14 protein-coding genes and 1 tRNA gene are annotated in these 23,996 nt (G+C 51.2%); 10 read left to right on the forward strand and 5 right to left on the reverse strand.

Going from position 1 to position 23,996, the window contains the following annotated elements:
• Positions 1–112: 112 nt before the first annotated feature.
• Entirely contained in the window at positions 113–3,634 is a 3,522-nt protein-coding gene (locus ACMGF9_RS18100; RefSeq protein WP_073529326.1) for an AAA domain-containing protein, read from the reverse strand.
• A 690-nt stretch (positions 3,635–4,324) separates the two neighbouring features.
• Here ACMGF9_RS18100 and ACMGF9_RS18105 point away from each other — a divergent pair.
• The 4 genes from ACMGF9_RS18105 to ACMGF9_RS18120 all read left to right on the forward strand — a co-directional run bounded on the left by ACMGF9_RS18105 (position 4,325) and on the right by ACMGF9_RS18120 (position 15,672).
• Positions 4,325–8,008, forward strand: a complete 3,684-nt coding sequence (locus tag ACMGF9_RS18105; protein WP_414160690.1) for a hypothetical protein — start codon at positions 4,325–4,327, stop codon at positions 8,006–8,008.
• Positions 8,009–8,012: 4 nt separating this feature from the next.
• Positions 8,013–12,437: an NACHT domain-containing protein gene (locus ACMGF9_RS18110; protein ID WP_414160355.1), complete on the forward strand. Its 4,425-nt coding sequence runs from the start codon at positions 8,013–8,015 to the stop codon at positions 12,435–12,437.
• Positions 12,434–13,879, forward strand: a complete 1,446-nt coding sequence (locus ACMGF9_RS18115; RefSeq protein WP_414160356.1) for a multidrug DMT transporter permease — start codon at positions 12,434–12,436, stop codon at positions 13,877–13,879. Before ACMGF9_RS18110 ends, ACMGF9_RS18115 begins: the two co-directional genes overlap by 4 nt.
• An 89-nt stretch (positions 13,880–13,968) precedes the next feature.
• Positions 13,969–15,672, forward strand: coding sequence for a hypothetical protein (locus ACMGF9_RS18120; protein WP_197778870.1), 1,704 nt, complete (start codon positions 13,969–13,971; stop codon positions 15,670–15,672).
• A gap of 181 nt (positions 15,673–15,853) precedes the next feature.
• Here the strand turns inward: ACMGF9_RS18120 and ACMGF9_RS18125 are convergent, their stop codons facing one another.
• The 3 genes from ACMGF9_RS18125 to ACMGF9_RS18135 form a co-directional block, all read right to left on the reverse strand.
• Positions 15,854–17,062 (reverse strand): tyrosine-type recombinase/integrase, encoded by a 1,209-nt coding sequence (locus ACMGF9_RS18125; RefSeq protein ID WP_414160357.1) that lies wholly within the window; start codon positions 17,060–17,062, stop codon positions 15,854–15,856.
• Between the two features lie 175 nt (positions 17,063–17,237).
• Positions 17,238–17,314 (reverse strand) — tRNA-Arg (locus ACMGF9_RS18130).
• A gap of 412 nt (positions 17,315–17,726) precedes the next feature.
• Complete coding sequence (locus ACMGF9_RS18135) at positions 17,727–17,936, reverse strand: hypothetical protein (protein ID WP_015376915.1); 210 nt, start codon at positions 17,934–17,936, stop codon at positions 17,727–17,729.
• Between the two features lie 205 nt (positions 17,937–18,141).
• Between ACMGF9_RS18135 and folD the strand changes: the two genes are divergently transcribed.
• Both folD and ybcJ read left to right on the forward strand, forming a co-directional pair.
• The gene (gene folD / locus ACMGF9_RS18140) at positions 18,142–19,008 is read left to right on the forward strand and encodes a bifunctional methylenetetrahydrofolate dehydrogenase/methenyltetrahydrofolate cyclohydrolase FolD (protein ID WP_004940177.1); all 867 of its coding nucleotides are present in this window, start codon (positions 18,142–18,144) and stop codon (positions 19,006–19,008) included.
• Positions 19,009–19,018: 10 nt separating this feature from the next.
• Positions 19,019–19,231 carry a ribosome-associated protein YbcJ gene (gene ybcJ / locus ACMGF9_RS18145; RefSeq protein ID WP_015376914.1) on the forward strand — a complete coding sequence of 71 codons (213 nt, stop codon included), beginning with the start codon at positions 19,019–19,021 and terminating at the stop codon, positions 19,229–19,231.
• Between the two features lie 60 nt (positions 19,232–19,291).
• Here the strand turns inward: ybcJ and cysS are convergent, their stop codons facing one another.
• On the reverse strand, positions 19,292–20,677 hold the full coding sequence (cysS, locus tag ACMGF9_RS18150) for a cysteine--tRNA ligase (RefSeq protein ID WP_015376913.1): 1,386 nt from the start codon (positions 20,675–20,677) through the stop codon (positions 19,292–19,294).
• A 309-nt stretch (positions 20,678–20,986) separates the two neighbouring features.
• Here cysS and ppiB point away from each other — a divergent pair, with 309 nt between their 5' ends.
• The 4 genes from ppiB to purK all read left to right on the forward strand — a co-directional run bounded on the left by ppiB (position 20,987) and on the right by purK (position 23,952).
• Positions 20,987–21,481: a peptidylprolyl isomerase B gene (ppiB, locus tag ACMGF9_RS18155; RefSeq protein ID WP_004940183.1), complete on the forward strand. Its 495-nt coding sequence runs from the start codon at positions 20,987–20,989 to the stop codon at positions 21,479–21,481.
• 10 nt (positions 21,482–21,491) lie between these two features.
• Entirely contained in the window at positions 21,492–22,214 is a 723-nt protein-coding gene (locus ACMGF9_RS18160; protein ID WP_015376912.1) for a UDP-2,3-diacylglucosamine diphosphatase, read from the forward strand.
• A gap of 149 nt (positions 22,215–22,363) precedes the next feature.
• Positions 22,364–22,888 carry a 5-(carboxyamino)imidazole ribonucleotide mutase gene (gene purE / locus ACMGF9_RS18165; protein WP_004940188.1) on the forward strand — a complete coding sequence of 175 codons (525 nt, stop codon included), beginning with the start codon at positions 22,364–22,366 and terminating at the stop codon, positions 22,886–22,888.
• On the forward strand, positions 22,885–23,952 hold the full coding sequence (gene purK / locus ACMGF9_RS18170) for a 5-(carboxyamino)imidazole ribonucleotide synthase (RefSeq protein ID WP_414160358.1): 1,068 nt from the start codon (positions 22,885–22,887) through the stop codon (positions 23,950–23,952). Before purE ends, purK begins: the two co-directional genes overlap by 4 nt.
• The last annotated feature ends 44 nt before the right edge of the window (positions 23,953–23,996 follow it).

A 23,996-nucleotide genomic window follows, 5' to 3' on the forward strand; every position in this document is an offset into this window, starting at 1 on the left:
TGTTCATCAATCCAATATTATTGGCGGAAGGGAATACCCCACAGAATTACAGCCAAAAAAAATCATTTTAGCGTCAGCCCCTGTTTAACAATTGAGGTATCTACGCCATAAACTAGCCTTGCAATTGACGCTGTTCCAAACTGGTATAAATCGTTTGAATTTCTCCTTTCAAGCTCTCGCCTCGGTACACCATCGATGTATCGTACCGTTGATACCTTTCTTCTCGCGCAGCACTGAACCAGTTAAACGAACCTATACATAGTAACCTTTCGTCCCCAATCACAATTTTACTGTGCACACGATTGACCAACTTCGTAGTGATGCCTATATCGTTTAATTTTTCCATGGCGTCGTTAAGGCGCCGTTGTTTCTCTTTGCGCTTTTCATAATTAGCATGTTCAGTATTAAAGCTTTTGTCCGTCACGACAGTAATTTCAATACCTCGTGAACGTGCTTGGACCATAGACGCCAGAAATCCGGTTTGTTCTAGCTTTTGCCAGGTCAACCACGGAGAAACGATGGTAATACTCTTCCCAATGGAGTCAAAGGTCTGGTTCAAAAACGCATCATGTTGCTCCACGCCATGCAGGGTCGATATCTGCGTTTGCTTTGCACTTAAATCTTTACGTTCCTGGAACTCAAACTGCAATGCGTTGCTATTCGAAGCAAACAGATATTTTGCCAGCAATCCTCGCGGCGAAGAGCCCGGTTGGATCTCAAACAGATCCATATCACCGAAGACTAGGAAACTATCTTTTGCCCGGGAGACGGCAACGTTCAGCATGCTGCTTTCGCTATCGATAAACCCACCATCCTCATGTTTGGAATAGACGGGGGAAAAGAGTATGAGCGCTCTCTCTGCTCCTTGCAGGGAGTGCACTGTACCAACCGTTAGCGAATCGTCATCACCGTTACAGTTAATATTGAGCTTATGCAATGCGGCCTTGATGGCGTTAACCTGCGCCGAAAATGGCGTAACGATCCCTACCACTTTGTGCAGCAAATTGCCGTAATGACGCTCTATTTCCTCTTTATGCACAGCTAGCCAAGCGGCTATCGTCTCAGCCTCAAAAGTGTTGTAACGGCTCCCACCATTCGCCTGCTGACCCAGACCATCAATATGCAAATAGCCCATCGCCGGAAGAAGAGTCTCTTTTTCGTTCCCCCGCTTAGGTTGTAACTTGCCATGGTAGCAAAGCGCGTTACAGTAGTTGATGATGTTATCGAAGCAACGACGGTGCTCATACAGGTACATCCCACGCGCCAGATCCGGGTCGTAGTGATAGCGAGAATTAAACTGTGCAATCTTCATTACGCTACCCGACGCAGCGCTTTTACCTGAATCACATATCAGAGAATAGGCATCCGTCAGTTCTTCCTGAGTGCCTCCAGGGAGGACTTTCTCCTCCACCATATTGCCTATATCAATGGCAGGTAAACTGTTCCAGATAGGCGCAATCTGTTCCGTATCGCCAATCACTAACGCTTTTTTCGCCAACGCGAAGGAAGCAGCTGCTACTTCTGGAAGCACCTGCCCCGCTTCATCGACGATCAGCAGATCGGCAAAGTTATATAAATAACTATCCTCAAATGTTTTCCCACCAACATGTTCCCTGATGGCCAGATGACGAGGAAGCATATAGCAGGTCATCACTACACAAGGGGTGAGCTTCATCCTGCGCTGCCAGCGAGCCTTAATCGCTCTAGCCCCTTTAAGACCTTTTTCTTTTTGAAGATTATCAATAGCGCTCATATCCATCAGCCAGCGCCCTTCCCAGTAATGGGTCGCGAGCAGGAATGCAGGGAAGCGGATTTGTGTATCAGCAAGCCCGTCGGCTTCAGCTAAACTAAACTCCTCCTCGCCCGTATGACCTAATGACTGGAGCAGAACGTGCCAACATCGGGCAGCCTCACTTTCACGTTGGGAAACGCCCTGAGCAAGATCGATTTGCTGTTGATACCCGCTTTGCTCTTTTTGTACTTGAGCAATAAGACCGTCGATATAGGCGTCTATTCCTTCCGGCACAATCCCCTGGAACTCGGTCATTTTTGGGCCAAACGTAGCGTCCAAGAAGAGCTTGATCTTATAATGGCGCTTAGTACGGATAGCAGGGATCCATGAAAAGAACGCATATATCATCGACTCGCTAGCGCGATATTGCTGCCACTGCTTTTTACCTTGGTTTAAAAATGTGATCTCATCCGTGCTGCCGAGCAGTAGCGTACTTTTGTCCTGAATATACTGGTCAAGATCTTCGCTGATGGCATTCCGTTCCTGGCGGATGCAGCTCAGTCTGTCCCATGCGAGCTCGATTTGCTTAAGCTGCGCGTACTGCTTGGTTAAACAGTCATGTAGAAGAGCCACGACACGTTCGGGCGAGCTGCAATCCGACGATGGGAACGCCATCCTCGCTCTTTCAAGATAAAATACCCGCGCATCTTCAACATACTCCAGGGATTCAACGCGATTAAAAAAGTCATCCGTCTGGTATTTGTTAACCGCTTCGGCCTTACGGCCCGAAGACGGGAAGTAAGCACCATAACTTTTCAGCTCAGGCAACCAGCGTCCAGCCATTGTTCCGCTGCCGATGGCAAAATCTTTACCGAACGCTTCAATGATGTTGGTCACAGCCTGATTGTTGGTTGATGTAGCAATCACTACCGGTGGCTCAGTTTTATTAAGGGCCGCTCGTGCCCATTCAGTAGCAATAATAGAGAGAACCAGAGTGGTTTTTCCGGTTCCTGGCGGGCCATTGACGGCGAGGATATCACCCGGCTGCTGGGTGAGGTAATGGCTCAGAGCATCGCGCTGCGCCATAGCCAGCGGGAACTCATCCCCGGAATGCCCCAGCCGCTCACTGAATTTTACATTAGCGGCAAGTAGCGGCTCTACAAGCGGCCTGGCCATCGAGGCAAAACGAGATAGTAGCGGAACATCTTTTTTACACATCAACAGATGATCGTACAGAGGAAGAATATGGATGCTGGCCCCACCGGGTTGGTTGGCTTTAATAATATAGCCATATCCTGCCAATTCGTATTGCTCGTGGGTGTCAACCCATTTTCCAGCCACATTTTTCAAAAGAATGTTTGTCTCGGTCAGGTACCTCTGCCACAACTGCTGATATCTGGCACACCGCTCTGACCGCTGTTCATCGGTTTCTTCACGCCGTTCCTGTTCGCCATCAACACCAAAGGTGAATGAACTGTGCGTCGTTCTGTATTTGTCATACTGCTCCATCTCGCCGATAGAGAAGGTGCCCTTGGGAAGCGGTTCGAGCAGGTCACGAGGGATAGTGGCAGGTGCTATGGGGAATAGGAAACCTTCGCGGTTCAGGAGTGCTGAAGTCACCAATGGTGTAATGATAGCTGGCGCGCCTGCCGTCCGCGCTTTGCCATGCTTTAGCAGACGATTCCAGACTTTTGGCCGCAATATCACCTCGACCGTTTTAACCGTATCGCCTTCTCCCTCAAAGAACGCACGGGCGCTCTCTTCATCCAGCCGTCCCGTGGTGATATCTATCCACCGGGTGAATTTATCTGCATCTTTATGCTCAAATGCCCCTTTGCCAGATTCGGCATCTGCTAAGGAGTTACGCCAGTATGATGTAAATCCTTGAGTATTACTGTCCATCCATGCCCCATAATCTAATGAGATTTATTGATTTCGTTGATATACATGCAATTCATGATTAAACATTGTCCACGATGCGAACACGATCGCAATAATTTGTTTGTTTTGGGATTGACCGAGTCATGAAAGATACCTGTGTTTACCGTTGGTAACACGTAAACTTCGTCCCGAGTGACATCCAAAGTCTATTGACGACTCCGTCCCTATTCAGATTGATGCAAGATAAGACGCTATTCTAAAGGGCTTATAGGTATATAGGCGAATGCTAATGATTTTTGCTCAATAGAATGGCTTATATATCTGACAATAGCGGCCGATTACATGTATTCATTATTATAACAATCATTATAATACCGAATAGTTATTACATTGTTAATGTGTTTCTTGATTTTCCACGGCTACTTGTTTTTGTGATTACTACACATGAAACAGCTTAAAATACACCTTAAGATAATCGTTAATTTTAAATTTTCAGTTCGGTATACTCACGGCTTATATGAGAAATGGAAAATCATGATAATAAGTTAACATTCTTAATAAGATAGCTATGCTAGCTGGTTCACTACGACATTTATACATGGAGGATATGGTGTGGGTAGAAAATCTCGGGAGAAGCGGGAACGAAAATCGGTAGCGCAGGAGACTGACTACGATTTTTTGCTACGCGAGATGTCCAAATTTCGAGGATTAATGGCTGATGACATCGATAAGGGAACACATTTCCATGAGGGCTTAGAAGCAGTACGGGGATTATTCCGCCAATATAAAAGTCTCGACGTTGCCGTTGCTTTAAGTACTTCTGAACTGTGGCCAGCTAACACTGGCAGCCCGATAAAGCACATTTTTGCCTGGTGTGTTCTTTTGGAGCTTCCGTGTGAGTCTCAGGAAGGCATGTCCATTGATAGCTATGCAGATTTCAAAGCATTTACGAAAGCAATGTATGCAGCATGGCCTGAATTCCCGATGCTCGAGGATTTCTCCCCTGAGACTGATTGGGGACAAATCAAGGTACGCCTTGCCCAAGAGTTCGCTCCGATGTTCTACGGCAGTTGTATTGAAAGGACGCCTGACTTTGTAGAAGCATTCCGTATTACCTACGCACATATTCCTGAAGCACAAGCCCATATGGATCTTGCCATTGCACTGCAAACACGGATCATCGAGTCGATTCAGGCTCCCATTAGTACTACCACTGTCGAGGCACAATGCGCTCATGTTGAGATAGTCCCCGAAGACTTCTGGCTGGCTTGTAGAACAGTGTTTCATCAACTCAGTGACGAGCTAGCGAACTGGCGAGATAAGGCTGGATATGCGTTTGATGTTCATTTTGGCACTTTTAAAGCACCATTGAGCTCGGATGCTTTCGGAAATGCAGTGATGCAAGGTATGGCGCTGCCCTTCTTGGCGCTCGAAAAAGATGGTACATGGGTGCCGATGTCAGTACGTAGTGCTCCTAGCCTCATTATTGACCATTGGGCCAACAAAAATCTGACTGGGGTTAGCCCCTCTACACATAGGAAACTTGCAGAGTTCGTCGCAGAACGATTCCAAAGAACCCTTATGGGGCCTCTGACTCTATATGTCGACGGTACCGCCTGCAAAGACCTGCCTATTAGTTGTATCATCCCTAGTGATTCTGGGGTATATCTCATTTGCATGTGTGACCACGTATCGAATGATCGCCTGTCAAACGTAGCGGAAAGCATATACGCCAAGGTAAGCCGTGGTTCGCCGATTTTCTTCCGTCTTGGTGACGGGCGTTTCCTTTCTCTATCCAGAGATGGGGAAGAACCTGGAATCGATGAACTTCACATCCTTATTGTCGTGACACTCGCAGGTACTGCATTTAGTTCCATCGACATCCCCTCCAGCCCAACCCGCTTGCTGCCGCTGACGGATTTCATCACAATTTTCGATAGTCTTAAAGATCTCAACGAATTAGAACGCTATTGGAAATTTACAGATGCTCAGAACCGCTCTCTTAGCCCATTTTCCCGCGGAGCTGCAGACCTGTTTGCGTCATTCAAAGACACGCATGGAGTACTTGTCGAAGGAGCTATATCCCCTACATTTATCGGACTAGATCCTCACTGGGGTACCTCTTGGCGCTTTAAGGTACTGACAGACTTCTGGTCGCATGCACCGAAGGTATTTCCAGACAGTTCTATCGGCTGGACACTGAGCCCTTCAACTGAAGGAGTTATTCGGCTCGCATCTCGCAATCGCAAAGCGATTGCATATTCAACATCGGTTGGCTCCTGTACCGTTCAAACATTAATTGAAATCCCCAAAGAACTTCGCACCGAAGATGGTCGCCTGATAGACCTTTTTGCCCAACTTTTAGCAGACTGTAGCTACCGCTGTAGCGAAATGATGTCTGATATCTTGCTATTTAGACAACCACATGTCTTGTTTTCCTGCTTACCGGATCCATCCAGTCTTGTTGAAGCTGAAGAGATTCCTTCTTCTTTAGACGAATTTATGCAGGTGGTCACTTCAGTCAACGCGGACTCCAACAACCCCGGTTTATTTCACGTTCAAGTTGATGCACGCGCAGTGCTTGCCGGGCTCAACCTTGCCAAAGATGGCTCCTTCGAGGTTCGTTGCTTACTGGAAACAATAGAAAAATGTCATGCTGCATGTAGTCTGAAGATGCCCAATGACTTTGCGCAACGGTTTACTAACAGAGCATCACAAGCTGCCCGTTATCATTTGAGAGTTATTGCCCGGAATATTGATGTCCCAGACTACGTGCATCCTATAATTCCTTCACCCACCGATTACAAACTTGCACGCAGGCGACTGGCTGCAGAAATCATGGAGCTTGGCCTTGTTCCTGGCCGATATGAACTGTCAGATGCCAAGGCCAGGATTGATCCTTCCAGTACCCGCATGCGTCTTCATATCGAGAGTCGACTTGCAGTATTTGATAGGCAGCAGCTTCTGCAGGCATTCATTGAACAACACGATGCTCTCCTTGTTACCGAGAGAACGAAAATTCAACGAACCCGTCAGAGTCTTGCTCATGAAGTTGAGTACGACAGACTTGATGCGATTGAACAGGCATGCAAAGAATTCGGAGATAAGGCTCGGCATTATCGATATCTGTTGGAAAAGACCGTCAGTTTATCTTCAAACGGTGTAGATGACGTTACAGAGGATGTACTACGGGAGTTAGTAGGTTTGGTGGATTGGTTCATGGTGCTGACTGGTGCCAGTGATGCCCTTCACAATGGCATAGATGTGGGGGGAGTTGAAATCGACGACTCGTATATTCCTGAAGTTTTCTATTCGGCAGGTTTTGATGATCGTAAAGCTGTTTTTGCAAGGGAGAACGCAAAATCCAGACTGGGACTCGGTGCAAATGACAAAGATGCGGTAGAAGGTGAATCAGAAGATTTACTGTCATCAGAGAAACTCAAAGAGGCTTTTATAACCGACCTGGGCTTCGAACTGCAGAACATGCTCACTGCCCTCGCTGTTTTATCGCAAGCTCAACGATATGGGTTTAGCGACGAACTTTCACTGTCTTATGTTGCTACACCGGATCGCCTCGCGCAAGGATTGGCTGACAGTATCGATAGACTTGACTATTCTGAGGCCCAAAAAATCGTTGCTTTTCTGACTCTTTCGGAAGCAGGTGTTCGTAGACTTGCTGGACGGGATATCGATGAGGGAGATATCCCATACTGGGAGCGGAACAAGCGAATCGATCGATACACAATTAAGCCGCTGGTAATTGATGGTACCGACCTGCGTTGGGGGGCCGAATCAGCAAGCCGGGCAATGTATATTTGGATGTCGGCGGTACGAGACGGTTATTTGCCAGCAGAATTTGATTGGCCTCATGTTAAGCCCGTCATTCGCGATGTTAAGGAAAGCATTGAAAAGCGCCTCGAGCTTCGTACAGAGGAGATTTTTCGCAGACATACACCATATGTTCTGCGAGGTATCGATTTCTTTAGACGATTCCGTGGGGAGAAATTTGATGACGTTGGCGACTTCGATGTCTTCGCATACTGGCCGGAAGATAATTTGCTTGTGACGGTAGAGTGCAAGTACAACCAGCCACCATATACGATGAAAGATAGTCGTCGTCTTCGTGATCGGATATTTGGCAAGGCAGAGAATGACAAGACAGGACAGTTTAGTCGTATCTTAGGCCGCCGAAAATTTCTCGATACTCACCGTTCAAAATTGCTGAATCTTCTCCAGTGGCCACTGCCAAAAGATGTTCCTTTCAGAAATATTGAACTCTATGTGAGCCGCGATGTGTATTACTGGATGGTTCATCCGCCATATCCTGTTCCGACCCATTTTGTGCCTGTAAACACCCTGGACACATGGATCAGAACCGAACTAAGCATAACTTGACGCTATGAGTGAACATATTAAGAAAACTGCCATCACGGCAGCTGGTTATATTTATCAAAATCGCCAGGGTCTTAAGGTCCTGTGCGATTGGCTTGATGCACCGGTGCGTTATAGCCGCGTGAAATTTGAGTGCGATAATGAAAACGAAGCACCACAGGGCCTTGATGACATTGTCATCGAACGAAGTGATGGCCTCGTTGATCTTCAGCAGATCAAGTTCACCCCGGATGCTGACAAGCATCCCCTGTCTTGGGATTGGATGCTAGAGAAAACGGGCAAAACGGAGCGGTCTAGATCGATGCTACGTAAATGGTTCGATGCTTTCAAACAACTCGATCCAGCACGTATTGGTGAAATCTCTCTAATAACGAACCGCCGGCCTGATGCAGCTATTGAAGCTTGTCTGGGGCTAAATAGGATTCATTTTTCCAAGATCCCTGAGCCTCAGCGCTCCAGAGTAGAAACTGAACTCGGTAGCATTGAGGAATGCGAAGCGTTTTTCAACCAATTACGCATTCAACACAGCGATAAGGGCTACATCGCATTGGAGCATGATGTTGATGCACGTCTTCGACTGCATGGTACACCTGAGGGTATAGCTACCCTCAAAAATATAGCCCTGAACTGGGCGACACAAAAGAACACCCCGGCACCGAACGGTTGGATCACACAGACCGAACTCCGCACTATCCTGCGAGCCTCACCGCCTACACCGCTGCCAGAGGACTTTGTCGTTCCAAAAGGGTATGAGGTTCCTGACGAGACGTTTCATCAAGAATTTGTCCAGAGCATAATTAACGCCACAGGGAAGGCAATCGTGCTGACAGGTCCACCTGGTCGGGGAAAGAGTACCTATCTGAGTGCACTGTGCGACACGCTCGCAGAACAAGGCATCCCAACGGTACGCCATCACTACTTTTTGTCCACAACGGAGCGTGGTCGTGACAGGCTCAATAGCTATGTTGTCGAGCAATCCATTCAGGCACAGATCCAACAGTTCCACGGAGATGTTCCGAAGACGAGTGGAGGCTTACATACGCAATTGGAGGCATGCGCTACCCACTACAAAGCACTGGGTAAGCCATTCGTGCTCATTATCGATGGCTTGGATCATGTCTGGCGTATCAACGCTGAAGACAAACGACCGCTTGACGACCTTTTCTCTCAGGTAATTCCCTGCCCGGACAATATGGTGTTGCTCGTCGGTACTCAGCCGGTAAATGACGCCCAGTTGCCAACGGACCTGCTTGCATTTGCTCCAAAGGCCGAATGGCGAACCTTACCGGCAATGTCTGAGAATGCAGTTCTTTCCTACCTTCGTAGAGCACTCCAAGAGGGCAAGCTTACAAGTCATTTCGAGGATGAGCGGCAAGCCGAAGAACAACTGCAAGATGCAGCATCTGCACTCCGCAACAGAACAAACGGCCACCCTCTTCACGTTATATACGCGACAGCGGAACTGGAACATGCCGGTCATAAATTATCCCGCTGGGATGTTGAGCAGTTGAAGGGGGACTTGAGCAAAGACGCCAAATTCTACTATGCATCGTTGTGGGAGCATCTTCCCCCAAGCCAGAAGGACACACTAAGACTCATCTGCGCCTTTCCGTTTTTTTGGCCAAAAACTGCCTTCTCAGAGATCACAGCGATCATCAAGCTGGCGGATCCTGAAGTCGGCAAAGTGGAACATTTACTTCACTCATCAGCAGCTGGTTTGAAGGTCTTTCATGAGAGTCTGGCTGTTTTCGTGCGCGCAACCGCAGGCTACGAGGCTCGGATTAATGAACTGATGCCTGCGGTAACAGATTGGCTTGAGCGCTTGGCTCCCAGTTCACTACGTGTGAACTGGTTATGGACGGTTCAAGCGAAAATGGGCAAGCCCACCAATCTCATCACAGGTATTACCCGTGACTGGATCATGCGCCGCTTAGAAGAAGGTTATCCCAAATCGCTCTTCGACACACTACTATCTGACGCTCTGGTTGCTGCACTTGAAACCGCAAAATTTGCAGATGCCTATCGCCTGGCACACTTAAAGTCTCGCATGGTCGATGGTAGCCAGTTCCAAATGCAAGACGACGACTTTGCCAGGCTCATATCATTTACGTTAACTCTGGCGGCAGAAGAAAGCGTCATACGCGAGGCTGTTGCGTCCAGGCACGAAACGGACATCCTGAATGTTGCAGCGCTTGGTCTGGCCTTACACTCGCGAGGTGATCAAGTTCTGGCTGAAACCTGTGGTGAAGAAGTGCTGCACCGTTTCAAGGGCTTGAACCAGTTCTCCCGCAAATATAACTCAAGGACGGGCTCTGATGAGTTTACATTTCTGGCCAGTGCATTCGCGCAACTCGGCGTTATAGGGGCCACTCCTGAGAAACTCGCGTGGTTGGTAGAGCGAAATCGGCCGGCTGCATGGCTGCCTCGAGTTCAAATGCTGGTTGATGAAGGCAATTTGGACGACTTAATGGCTGTTGCTGCTTCGCTATCCAATAGCCATAAAAAACGTATCATCAGCGATGCTTGCATTCGCGCAGCAGCAAAAGCGGGGGTAGATGTTACCGAGCGCGAAGACTTCAATGTACTGGTCAGAACTCCATTTGTGGCTGCGATAGAGGCTGCTCTTACGAAAACCTCAACGCCTTCGAACGAGCCAGTTCCGGTGAATTGGCTGAAGGGCAACTACTATGAGCGCACAGATGACTTGGCGGCGCTAACGCACCACTGGCTATTTGGCGCTGTACATCTAAGTCTTTGTATGATTGCGGAGGGGCAATCAAACTTCGAGTACATCAAAGCCCCTGTCTATGAAGATAGAGAAAATATTACTGATTACCTCAATGCCCTGTCCGCCATTGGTGCACAAATAGCTCAACGTTGGTGGCGCGGTGAATTCATCGATTTCCATGTGCTATATGAATTACTCGAACCTATTGAATTTCGGAGATTCAGGCAGAGTTATGATAGAAACTCAGCTGCCGGGGATCTCCAAGCAGCACTACACCGTATCGCTTGCGATATTCATCTTGGTAGTGTTCTACTAACTGGTATTAGTGATGTGGAACTTTCCCCTGAGACTATTGATGCAGCCTTGCAATGCACTTGGTTCGATAGCACATCTTTCCGCACTCAATACACAGCCGGATCGCTGACAAAAATGGCATACGAAGCCGCTGTGACATTCATTCGCGCTCAGCGTCTATTGCTTGATGCAGACATTCAAAATGAGACCAGCATCCATCTTCAGATACCATTACAACTCTGCTCAATTGCGATCGAGCACCGCCTTACTTCTGATGCTCGTGAACTTTGTACACAGACATGGGAGCTGACAACCGGATATGGGCATCGCAAAGATCCAACACTGAATAATACGGTAGATGCCATCGCTTATCTGGCCGATGTTGCGCCGAAGGAAGCCTGTCGATTACTTAGCCAAATTGCACCGCAAATCCACCATGTTCTGAATTACACAGATGGCAAGGGCACAAGGCATGTTCTTACTGAAGCTGATCGGCTGCTAGCTAAGCTTAAGCCTTCCGCACTGGTGATAAAATTGGAAGAGCATACATGTTCGGGTGACTGGGCTCTGGCCGAAAGTAGCATGCAAACCTACATCAAACAGGGAATCATCGAAGGGTGGCCACTGGATGCTCTGTTACGCACTGGCCTTCACCCCGAAATACGTGATGCCCTGAAACAACTTGTGCAGGATGGCTGTGCAAGCGCTTCCGAACGGCTTCGTATTCTTGAAGAGCATACTGGATGGGATATTGGTTGTTTACAGCGCCAAGAAAGCTCAGGCAGTGACACTGACAACAAACCTTATGACGGAGACGTCACGGTCTTTAAACCTGAACAATTAGAAGACTTACTCAAAAGTCTGGAGCCATATTATAAAGAACGACCGGAGCTTCTTCGGACTTGGTACCAGTACTGGGAAAGCCAAAAGAGGGGGCGAGATTTACTCGTTGAGCTTGATAAGGTTCTTTTTTCAGATAACAGATGGATGAGAGAAGCACTATCTCTGTCTGAGATAGCTTTTCAAGCAAAACGAAAATTAAGTGGCTTGCCAGCGGCATGGAAGTATCTTGTACATGCTCAGATCCGCAGTGGAGGATGGATTGGCTACATGGAGAGAGAAGAAAAGACCTGTAACAGACTCGAGCTAGTCGCTCAATACTATTCGAAACGCTGTGATGAATTTGTGACAAAAACGACATATAGCATGTTCGATGACCCAGAACCGTCACGCCTTGCCCCGTCGGAGCTCATGGTCTATTTATACATCAAGCAGAACCGTATAGAAGAGGCTGTGAAATTCGCAGAGACGATGGTCAATTGCGTGATTGAGGATACTCGGACCTTGCCTTTGGAACCACCTCGCTGGATGTTAGAGCTGGTTTTACCTAACTCCCTGGAGGTTCAATGAACGACCTTCACATTCTTCTTGCCCGTCTTGGGTGGCCATCTACGTCTGCCCGGTGGTGGACTATGCAGGAAATTGCGGCTCGACTGGGAGAACCTGCGACAAAGGCGGAAACCGAATCCTCACTACTTCACTTACTGCGTTCACGCAAGCTTGAAGCTGAAGTTGTCGAAGTGCTGTGCATCTTCTGGATGGCAATAAAAGAGTTCAACTACTCTCCCACTATAGAGTTGGCTAAAAATATTATTCTACCCTCTCCACTTTCAGATCTGCTGGTGAATAATTTTGGGCTACCAATTCAAGTCAACTATGCGGTTCTGGAAGTTGCCCCAGAAGATTTCATTATTCCTGATGACTTTGATGGCGTTCAAGGCGTGGATTTGCCAAAAATATTCCGGACGACCATAAGTAGGCTTGAAGATTTTACCAGTTTTCCGTTTGTTCGACAAATGGCCTTCGAGTGGACAAAAAACCGGGCGTCATATCCGGATGCTCCGTACCAAGGGGATGCAGGATATTTCATTCGCCCCTTAGGTGATGGTTTTTCCAGTCATTTTTCAACTCGAACCGCTCTTCGCGTTATTTCCGCTTACCTTCGCACGTTAGCTGTGGCCACACACATTTGGAAGATACCAGCGGAGTTGACGGATCAGAAATCTCTTTTGGCACTGCCGATTCATCCAACTTTGGCCTTTCTTCGGCCAAGGCGTCCTGACTGGTTACCGACATTGACTGAATTCAACGGTGACAGTAATGCGATCGAGATTTCATTGCGTACTCTCCTTGGTCGAGTCGAGGCGGAAAATCCTGGCGACGAGCTAATAGCTTTTAGCTCGCCCATCGTAATGTCGGAGGAACGGTGTGTAGAAGTGTCGATTATGCGATGGTCACAAACCGTAAACAGCGGTTTGGAAGAAGCCGACTTGGCAGCCCATATCGAATCCTTCTGGACGTGTGGAGAGATGCTTTCTAGCCAAGCTACTGATGAACTCAGTACAACAACTCTAATCGTTCCACCAACTTTCAAACAGTTAGTGAATAAAGACTGCGAGGCTTGGCCCCTAGCCGGAACGCTCGATTTTGATCGGATAGGATACCTTCAACATGATCTGTATCCATCCCGACTATTTTTGCCGACGATGCCAGGAGCGGTAAATATGATTGAAATTACACCGCATGATGGGCAGCTACAAGCTAAGGTAGGGGGTCAGGTCATCGCAGATTTTTACTACTGGAACGCGGGATGGGGCCCAGCAAAGCCATGGCAGTTTCAAGGTAATTGTGGGTCAGCCCTCATATCGCGGGGCACTGCATACCGGGAGAGTAGCGCAACAGATAACGGGACACTGCGAGCGTTTTACTCTTGGCAAGTCCGTACATTGCATCGAAATGGTAGCTATAACAGATTCAGTGAAACAATCGCCACAGGTGTCGTATTTGTTTGAAGCTTGCTCTGTTGATTGTGATAGACCGGATGACCAACGTGTAAATTGAAGACAATTTTAAGATGACTAAAAGGAAATTAATTTAACTCATGCGTCCATTTAAATTTGCAGATCTTCATGCTGTTTCGGAAAAGCCTCAAAATGATGAGGTTTCCTGGCTTTTAGGGGCTGAAGATTCAATTAACTATCTGAAAGAAAACACTAAAAATGATGAAATCGTCATCTACGCAAGCGGAAGTAGCATTTTGATTCACGGAGCACTGGCCCTAGCAAAAAACGTTGCTCAGGCAGATGGAGATTCACTGCAAAACATGCGCATAGATATAGACGATTGTTGGAAGATTCAAAAATCATGGGGCGGTGGCCAAGGACATAAAATATACCTTGAACCACCACTAGATGGTTACAACGTATTTAAAGGTGGAGAATCTCTCATTTTTCGCCGTAGATTTGATGGTGTTATAGAGGGTCGTCCCACCATTGAACTAAGTCAGAAACTTGTGCATAGCCTTGATTTGCACTATGTAGCCGAACGCAATGCTTATTGTCGTCTTGACTCTCGAGGTGATATTGAGGATGTAATCAAGATTACCCAACACAAGGTACCAACACTTTTTAATTACCTGGATGTTGTCACGATACAAAGAAAGGATTTGGATACATATATGACGCTATCCAAAGCGTGCCTTGTCTTGAAATTTGACTTCACCCGTGTCAAATGGGGTAACTTCGCTGGCTGGGGAGATATCAACAGATACAATAAAGAAGAAGAGGGTCTATTTTATCACGGCGGAATTAATGGTGAAGCCAGCTATTGCAATGGTGTTATGATCGTACGTCCACAATTGTCCTTGCGCGATCTGGTCAAAGCATGGAAGGATGAAGAGAATCCATCCAGGAGAAAATACGCAACTTTCAAAATTTTTGATCGTAAAAACAACTGTAATGTTGAAACATCTTGCAGCCCAAGTTCTATATCTAACTACTTTCAGAAATCCGAGCTACCTTGGGAAGTTTCACCCGTTTTTTTTAGGTCAGAGGTTTTGCATCGCTTCAAGGCCGATCCAGAAAAATTTACCTTCGAAGATAGAAGCATAGCTTGCCGTAATGCATGGTATTTAAAATCCTACGACATTAATGAGGCTGGGCAGGTTCATGCATATATTGGTGATTTGGCAAAATTACCCTATGAAGAGCAGATCTATTGGCAATCCTTCAACGAATGGCCAAAGGGAACGATTTCAGAGCGTGCATTTCAGACGGATATTGTAGGGGATTGGGATTCGTCCTATGAACCGTTGGGAGTGCTAAAACATACGATTTTAGTTATGGACAAAAATCCGCCATCTTGGTGGAAGTCACGAGGTACAACTCTGAGTGATGCTGTTCAGTATCCAGCAACGGATTCGGTTAAGGAATGGGGTGATGAAGTGCTTGCTCTCGATCAGTATCTAGTTGAAGGCTTTTTACAAAAGCCACTAAGCGAGATCGCGAAACATGGGGGCCGAATCATTGAAGCCAAGTGGGGATCTCTACGCTTACTTCAAGAAGCACTTATTGCAAAAGGAACAACAGAAGAACACGCTAAAACACTCGTTCAACCAATGCAGAAACTGCACGCTCTACGCACGGAAGTGCGCGGTCATGCATCTACTGAAAAGAAGAAAAAAGCCATTTCTGAAGCGCGAACTAACCATGGAAACCTTCGAGCACACTTTACGCATATTGCAACAGAATGTGAAAGATCACTAGCTGAAATCTTAATCATTCTCGGTCTAAAATTAGACAGCTAGCAGTTTTCTGCATTTGAATGACATTCATTTCCTAGGGATAATGGTTGGTTATTCTACGCCATGACCTGCTATCTTCCATTATCCCACTGAAACAAAAAAACAAGTTGCCGCTGAAACCAACAGTGCCAGCACTTTCGCTAGTACTGTTGATCTAATTAAGAAAAATCACGTTAACTTAGGCTCAGCCCCCAAACTTCCCATGAACCACATCCCCACCGAATTCTAAGCTGTCCACATAATCCCCATACCACTGCAACATCTCCCTACGCTGCTCCAGATACTGTGCATGGTTGTAAGTGCCACGAATGGTGTTCTTATCCACATGCGCAAGCTGTAACTCGATCCAAGCCGTGTTATAGCCCTGTTCATGCAGGATAGTACTCATCGTATGCCGGAAACCGTGCCCTGTCGCCTTCCCGTGGTAACCAATCCTTTTCAGTACCTGATTAATACTCGCTTCACTCATCGGCTTCGTAATGTCGTTACGGCCTGGGAAAACCAGGTTATAACGGCCTGTTACAGCCTGGATCTCTCGCAGTGCTGCCACAACTTGATCGGATAGAGGGACCAGATGCGGACGACGCATCTTCATCCTTTCGACCGGGACTTCCCAAACACGTTTATCGAAATCAAACTCTTTCCATTCAGCCTGGCGGAGTTCGACGGTACGAACTCCGGTCAACATCAGAATTCGAGTAGCAAGTCGGGTGATCGGGCTACCAGAATACGCAGCAAGAGCCTGTAAGAAATCAGGGAGTTCATCAGCTAACAGGTGGGGATAATGGGTGGATTTAGGTGCAGTTAAAGCACTTGCCAGTTCAGAGGCAGGGTTTGTTTCAGCTCTGCCGGTGACGATGGCATAGCGGAATACCTGATTGCAGGCCTGACGGATTTTACGCAGCTTATCGAGCACACCTCGCTTTTCGAGTTTACGTAGTGTGCTGAGCACTTCAAGAGGCTTGATCTCAGCAATAGGGCGCTTACCAATATCAGGGAAGATATCGTTCTCAAAGGCCTCCATCAGATCGTCAGCATAGCCTTTCGACCAGTTGGGCCGCTTGTAGCCATGCCATTCCAGTGCAATAGCTTTAAAGGTATTTTCGGCATTGGTTTTTTTAGCCAACCTCTCAGCTTTCTTTTCCTCTCCAGGGTCACCGCCTAAAGCGATGATCTTCCGTGCTTCCTCTCGCTTCAAGCGAGCATCAGCCAGAGAGATATCAGGGTAAACACCGATAGAAAGCTTCTTCTCCTTACCCAAAAAACGATACTTCAAGCGCCAGTATCTCGCGCCGTTAGGCTTCACCAACAGATACAGACCACCGCCATCAGTGAGCTTGTATTCTTTTTCTTTGGGTTTTGCAGTATCAATCTGTCGTGCATTTAGTGGCATAAAGGGGCCCCTAATTTCCATTGAACGAGATGAGCCCCCTCAAAGGCCCCCAGATACCACTTGATTTGGGTATAACTGAGTTGACCTCGATAGAGCTCGTGACAGAAAAATTCAGTAATTTCAGGGAGTATAAAGGATAAAAAGCGAATTCAGTAGAGGTGTATTGACTTCAAAATGGCACGCCCTATAGGATTCGAACCTATGACCTACGGCTTAGAAGGCCGTTGCTCTATCCAACTGAGCTAAGGGCGCATTGAGATGCGGCAACCTGCGGCTGCGGGTTGCGATTATACGGTCAGAGGTTAGCGAGTCAATGCCTTTTCATGACGTTACGACGGCGGCCGTGCTTTATGGCGTTTTTTCCACCAGCGCCCGCGCGGCGAGGGTTCTCGTCAACGGGCGCCGTTACGCTGAGCCAGCCCGGCGCCTACGTAAATCGGCGCGTGCTCACGCCCTTGCCGCCCGTTGTCCCGCCGCTGGCAGAGGCGAGCAGACATAACCACTGCGGCAATGTCGCCCCAATCGGCATGCTCAATCACCCGTGTGTTGCAAGTCGCCGCCACGTTTTCAACCCATGCGGCGTCAGCGCGTGCGCTGTTTAAAGAAGCCTGGCTCCCCGATGCCCAAACCAGCAACAGCGTGCAGCCTGCCCAGGCGCAGCCCTTCATACGCATAACTTCCGCCACAGCGCATTCAGGCGTGCCCGCCACAACGGCGCCGCCTCATGCTTGCCGAGCTGATGCAGCGCGGTGAGTTGCTCACTGTCCGCCGGATGCAGCGAAGAATCGAACACCGTCTCCCCCACATGTTTAGGCTGCGCCGGTTGCTCGCCAGGCTGGTGATGCAACGGATAAAGCCGGGTTATCGCTCTCATGATCCTGCCCTCTTTCGCCCTGTGTATGGCCCCAGCGTATGCAAATGCCGGTAAAAATGGCGTAGAGGTTCCTGAAGCCGGCATAAAAAAAGCGTAAATCGGCCTCGGCAACGGCGGCGAGGGTGATTCTGCGCCTGACAGCGCGCTCAGCTTCTGACAGAATAGCGGCATCCCCGCTTTTCTTAATTGATGGATTTCCACACTGATGTCAGCAAAGATTATTGATGGTAAAACGATTGCGCAGCAGGTTAGAAACGAAGTGGCTGAGCAAGTGAAACAACGTCTGGCGGCCGGCAAACGCGCCCCAGGCCTGGCGGTTGTGCTGGTCGGCGAGAACCCGGCCTCGCAAATTTACGTCGCCAGCAAGCGCCGCGCCTGCGATGAAGTCGGCTTCCTCTCCCGCTCCTACGACCTGCCCGCTGCCACCAGTGAAGCCGAGCTGCTGGCGTTGATCGACCAGTTGAACGCCGATGAGGAAATCGACGGCATTCTGGTGCAGCTGCCGTTGCCGGCCGGCATCGATAACGTCAAGGTGCTGGAGCGCATCCATCCGGATAAAGACGTCGACGGCTTCCACCCCTACAACGTCGGCCGCCTGTGCCAGCGCGCGCCCAAGCTGCGCCCGTGCACGCCGCGCGGCATCGTCACCCTGCTGGAGCGTTATAACATCGATACCTACGGCCTGAACGCCGTGGTGGTCGGCGCCTCCAACATCGTCGGCCGCCCGATGAGCATGGAGCTGCTGCTGGCCGGCTGCACCACCACCGTCACCCACCGTTTCACCAAAAATCTGCGTCACCACGTCGAGAACGCCGATCTGCTGGTGGTGGCGGTCGGCAAACCGGGCTTCATCCCGGGCGACTGGATCAAACCGGGCGCCATCGTGGTGGACGTCGGCATCAACCGTCTGGAAAGCGGTAAAGTGGTGGGCGATGTCGATTTTGACGCCGCCAGCGAGCGCGCCGCCTACATCACCCCGGTGCCGGGTGGCGTTGGCCCGATGACCGTGGCTACACTGATCCAAAATACCTTGCAGGCCTGCGAGGAATATCACGACGTTCAACCTAAATAAGTAAGGCAGTATGGAAATTTTCAATCTGGACAATCATCCCCACGTCGAACTGTGCGATCTGCTGAAGTTCCAGGGCTGGTGTGAAAGCGGCGGCGCCGCCAAAGAAGTCATCGCCGAAGGGCTGGTGAAAGTCGACGGCAAGGTCGAAACCCGCAAGCGCTGCAAGATCGTCGCCGATCAGGTGGTGGAGTTCAACGGCGGCAAGGTCATGGTTAAACCCTAACCTGCAGCCATAGAAAAAGGCGCTGAATTCAGCGCCTTTTTTGTTTTCACTTCGGCCGGCTTACTTACGGCGCCAGGTGGTGCCCTGCGGCCCGTCTTCCAGCACGATGTTCATCTCGTTCAAGCGATCGCGAGCGGCGTCCGCCAGCGCCCAGTCCTTGGCGGCACGCGCTTCGTTACGCTGTTTGATCAGCGCTTCGATCTCCGCCACTTCACCGTCGTCAACCTGTGCGCCCCCTTGCAGGAACTGCTCCGGCTCTTGCTGCAGCAGGCCGAGCACTTTCGCCAGCTTGCGCAGCTCCGCCGCCATGCCGTTGGCCGCCGCCATGTCTTCGCTCTTCAGGCGGTTAACTTCGCGCGCCAGATCGAACAGCGCCGAGTAGGCTTCCGGAGTGTTGAAGTCGTCGTCCATCGCTTCGCGGAAGCGGGCTTCGAACGCTTCACCGCCGGCCGGCGCGGCATCGGCGTCGGTGCCGCGCAGCGCGGTATAGAGGCGCTCCAGCGCGGTGCGCGCCTGCTTAAGGTTCTCTTCGCTGTAGTTCAGCTGGCTGCGATAGTGCCCGGACATCAGGAAGTAACGCACCGTCTCCGCATCGTAATGGCCGAGCACGTCGCGGATGGTGAAGAAGTTATCCAGCGATTTGGACATCTTCTCTTTGTCGATCATCACCATGCCGGAGTGCATCCAGTAATTGACGTACGGGCCGTCGTGGGCGCAGCTCGACTGCGCGATCTCGTTCTCGTGGTGCGGGAACATCAGATCGGAACCGCCGCCGTGGATGTCGAAGTGGGTGCCCAGCTGTTTGCAGTTCATGGCGGAGCATTCGATATGCCAGCCCGGACGGCCCGGCCCCCATGGCGACTGCCAGCTCGGCTCGCCCGGCTTGGACATTTTCCACAGCACGAAGTCCATCGGGTTGCGTTTCACGTCGTCGATCTCCACGCGCGCGCCGGCCTGCAGCTGATCCAGATCCTGACGCGACAGCAGGCCGTATTGCGGATCGCTGTCGATGGAGAACATCACGTCGCCGTTGCTGGCCACGTAAGCGTGATCGCGATCGATAAGGCGCTGCGTGATCTCGATGATCTCGGCGATGTGCTGGGTCGCGCGCGGCTCTTGATCCGGGCGATCGATCAGCAGCGCGTCGAAGTCGGCATGCATTTCCGCCAGCATGCGTTCGGTCAGCTGGTCGCAGGTCTCATGATTTTCCGCCGCGCGGCGAATGATTTTGTCGTCTACGTCGGTGACGTTGCGCACGTAGTTCAGCGAATAGCCGAGATAGCGCAGATAACGCGCCACCACGTCGAAAGCGACAAAGGTACGACCGTGGCCGATGTGACACAGGTCATAGATGGTTACCCCGCACACGTACATGCCCACTTTCCCGGCATGAATGGGTTTGAATTCCTCTTTTTGACGACTCAGGGTATTAAAAATCTTTAGCATCGGGAGATTCCGTGGTGTGCGTGATAACAAAAAAGATAACCGGGCTTCAGGTTTTACGCCCGGTAGCGTATTGAAACCTGAAGCCTGATCTATTGCAAGGTTAAGGCCAAGCTTTGCTGACTTCACGCGAATAAAATGCGCGAAATTCGCCGGCCGGCGCAATTGTTATAATATAACACAAATGCAATTACCACAGACAGTGCGCGGTTGAGCCGCTGCTGACTCGCTGGGGCGGATATGTTATAAGGGCGGTCTGAATGTTCACTCGCTTTACGTGACGTCTCACTTCACCTTGTTAGGATTAAAACTATGGTTACTTTCCACACCAATCACGGCGATATCGTTATCAAGACCTTTGCTGACAAAGCGCCGGTTACCGTTGAAAACTTCCTGAACTACTGCCGCGCCGGTTTCTACGACAACACCATCTTCCACCGTGTGATCAACGGCTTCATGATCCAGGGCGGCGGTTTCGAGCCGGGCATGAACCAGAAAGCGACTAACGCGACCATCAAGAACGAAGCCAACAACGGTCTGAAAAACACCATCGGCACCCTGGCAATGGCGCGCACCAACGATCCGCACTCCGCCACCGCACAGTTCTTCATCAACGTGGCTGACAACGACTTCCTGAACTTCCGCGGCGAAAACGTGCAGGGCTGGGGCTACTGCGTGTTCGCTGAAGTGGTTGAAGGCATGGACGTGGTCAACAAGATCAAAGGCGTGAAAACCGGCCGCAGCGGCATGCACCAGGACGTACCGGTAGAAGACGTCGTCATCAACAGCGTGACCGTCAGCGAGTAATCGCGGCTGCATGAGTACGCTGTTCATCGCAGATCTGCACTTGTGCGCACAGGAACCGGCAATCACTGCCGGTTTTCTGCGTTTTTTACGGCGCGAAGCGGTGCACGCCGACGCGCTGTACATCCTCGGCGACCTGTTTGAAGCCTGGATCGGCGACGACGATCCCGAGCCGCTGCACGCGGAGATCGCCGCGGCGCTCAAAGCGCTGCAACAGGCCGGCGTGCCCTGCTATTTCATCCACGGCAACCGCGATTTTCTGCTCGGCAAGCGCTTCGCCCGCGCCAGCGGCATGCAGCTGCTGCCGGAAGAAAAAGTGCTGGAACTGTACGGCCGCAGGATCCTGATCCTGCACGGCGACACCCTGTGCACCGACGATCAAGCCTATCAGCAATTCCGCCGTAAAGTGCACAACCCGCTGATTCAAAAATTGTTCCTCGCGCTGCCGCTGCGCTGGCGACTGAAGATCGCCGCCAACATGCGCGCTCGCAGCCAGCAATCCAACCAGTACAAGTCGGAAGCCATCATGGACGTCAACCCGCAGGCGGTCGAGCAAACGATGCTGCGCCACGACGTGCACTGGATGATCCACGGCCATACCCATCGCCCGGCGGTGCACCGGCTGGCGCTGAGCAACGGCGAAGCCCATCGCGCGGTGCTGGGCGCCTGGCACGTCGAAGGATCGATGATCAAAGTCAGCGCCGACGCCGTCGAGCTGATCCAATTCCCATTCTGAGTTCCGCGCAGGCGCGCGAGTGAAAATTCGCGCTTTCGCCGGTGAAAACCGGCGACGCAACCGTTTTCCTCGCCGTGCGCTCATGGTATGCTCTACGCCCTCATTCGGCCCTCAGCCGACGCCAGACAAATCACAGGAGCCTTACACCCATGGGAGCCAACGCCGCTTCAGCCGCCAATGCCGGGGCTAAAATCGCAATTGTAATGGGATCGAAAAGTGACTGGGCCACCATGCAGTTCGCCGCCGAAGTCCTGACCCAGCTCGATGTCCCCTTCCATGTCGAAGTCGTTTCCGCTCACCGCACGCCGGACAAGCTGTTCAGCTTCGCCGAGCAGGCTGCCGCCAACGGCTTTGACGTGATCATCGCCGGCGCCGGCGGTGCGGCGCATCTGCCGGGCATGCTGGCGGCGAAAACCCTGGTGCCGGTGCTGGGTGTGCCGGTGCAAAGTGCCGCGCTGAGCGGCGTAGACAGCCTCTACTCCATCGTGCAGATGCCGCGCGGCATTCCGGTGGGGACGCTGGCGATCGGCAAAGCCGGCGCCGCCAACGCCGGGCTGCTGGCGATGCAGATCCTGGCGCTGCACGACGCCGCGCTGGCGCAGCGTTTGGCGGACTGGCGTCAGGCGCAGACTGAAGACGTTTTGAACCACCCCGATCCGCGGGAGGACGCATGAAGCCGGTTTGCGTACTGGGCAACGGCCAGCTGGGGCGCATGCTGCGCCAGGCCGGCGAACCGCTGGGCATCGCCGTCTACCCCATCGGCATCGATGCCGAACCCGAGGCGGTGCCGTATCAGAACAGCGTCATTACCGCCGAGATCGAACGCTGGCCGGAAACCGCGCTGACGCGCGAGCTGGCGACCCATAGCGCCTTCGTCAACCGCGACATCTTCCCGCGTCTGGCCGATCGCCTGACGCAAAAACAGCTGCTCGACCAGCTCGGCCTGGCGACCGCGCCGTGGCAGCTGCTGGCGAGCGCCGCCGAATGGCCGCAGATATTCGCTTCGCTGGGCGAGCTGGCGATCGTCAAACGCCGGGTCGGTGGCTATGACGGCCGCGGCCAGTGGCGCTTGCGCCCGGGCCAGGAAGCCGAACTGCCGGCCGACGCCTATGGCGAGTGCATCGTCGAGCAAGGCATCAATTTCTCCGGCGAAGTGTCGCTGGTGGGCGCGCGCGGCCACGACGGCCGTTCGGTATTCTACCCGCTGACCCATAACCTGCATGAAGACGGCATCCTGCGCACCAGCGTGGCGCTGCCGCAGCCCAACCCGGCGCTGCAGCAACAGGCCGAGCAGATGCTGGCGGCGATCCTGAACGAGCTGAACTACGTCGGCGTGATGGCGATGGAGTGCTTTATCGTCGGCGATCGGCTGCTGATCAACGAACTGGCGCCGCGCGTGCACAACAGCGGCCACTGGACGCAAAACGGCGCGTCCATCAGTCAGTTCGAGCTGCACCTGCGCGCCATCCTCGGCCTGCCGCTGCCGCAGCCGGTGGTGAGCACGCCATCGGTGATGGTCAACCTGATCGGCACCGCCGTCAACGAACAGTGGCTGTCGCTGCCGCTGGTGCATCTGCACTGGTATGAGAAAGAGGTGCGCCCGGGCCGCAAGGTCGGCCATCTCAATCTGAACGACCCGAGCGCCGCCGATCTGCGCCAGGCGCTGCAGGCGCTGGCGCCGCTGCTGCCGGGCGAGTACCAAAGCGGGCTGGCCTGGGCACAGCAGAAGCTTGCCTAAAGCGCACGCCACCGAAAGCAAAAGGGGTTAGCCTTAAGCTAACC

The sequence above is a fragment of the Serratia sp. BNK-23 genome, from assembly GCF_047456145.1.
GTDB classification, from domain to species: Bacteria; Pseudomonadota; Gammaproteobacteria; order Enterobacterales; family Enterobacteriaceae; genus Serratia; species Serratia nematodiphila.

Bases quoted from the DNA above. Each gene is read 5' to 3' on its own strand.
- ACMGF9_RS18110 (WP_414160355.1), top strand. From the start codon at position 8,013: ATGAGTGAACATATTAAGAAAACTGCCATCACGGCAGCTGGTTATATT.
- purE (WP_004940188.1), top strand. From the start codon at position 22,364: ATGGGAGCCAACGCCGCTTCAGCCGCCAATGCCGGGGCTAAAATCGCA.
- ACMGF9_RS18120 (WP_197778870.1), top strand. From the start codon at position 13,969: ATGCGTCCATTTAAATTTGCAGATCTTCATGCTGTTTCGGAAAAGCCT.
- ppiB (WP_004940183.1), top strand. From the start codon at position 20,987: ATGGTTACTTTCCACACCAATCACGGCGATATCGTTATCAAGACCTTT.
- ACMGF9_RS18100 (WP_073529326.1), bottom strand. From the start codon at position 3,634: ATGGACAGTAATACTCAAGGATTTACATCATACTGGCGTAACTCCTTA.
- ACMGF9_RS18160 (WP_015376912.1), top strand. From the start codon at position 21,492: ATGAGTACGCTGTTCATCGCAGATCTGCACTTGTGCGCACAGGAACCG.
- ACMGF9_RS18105 (WP_414160690.1), top strand. From the start codon at position 4,325: ATGGCTGATGACATCGATAAGGGAACACATTTCCATGAGGGCTTAGAA.
- ACMGF9_RS18125 (WP_414160357.1), bottom strand. From the start codon at position 17,062: ATGCCACTAAATGCACGACAGATTGATACTGCAAAACCCAAAGAAAAA.
- purK (WP_414160358.1), top strand. From the start codon at position 22,885: ATGAAGCCGGTTTGCGTACTGGGCAACGGCCAGCTGGGGCGCATGCTG.
- ybcJ (WP_015376914.1), top strand. From the start codon at position 19,019: ATGGAAATTTTCAATCTGGACAATCATCCCCACGTCGAACTGTGCGAT.
- ACMGF9_RS18135 (WP_015376915.1), bottom strand. From the start codon at position 17,936: ATGAGAGCGATAACCCGGCTTTATCCGTTGCATCACCAGCCTGGCGAG.
- cysS (WP_015376913.1), bottom strand. From the start codon at position 20,677: ATGCTAAAGATTTTTAATACCCTGAGTCGTCAAAAAGAGGAATTCAAA.
- ACMGF9_RS18115 (WP_414160356.1), top strand. From the start codon at position 12,434: ATGAACGACCTTCACATTCTTCTTGCCCGTCTTGGGTGGCCATCTACG.
- folD (WP_004940177.1), top strand. From the start codon at position 18,142: ATGTCAGCAAAGATTATTGATGGTAAAACGATTGCGCAGCAGGTTAGA.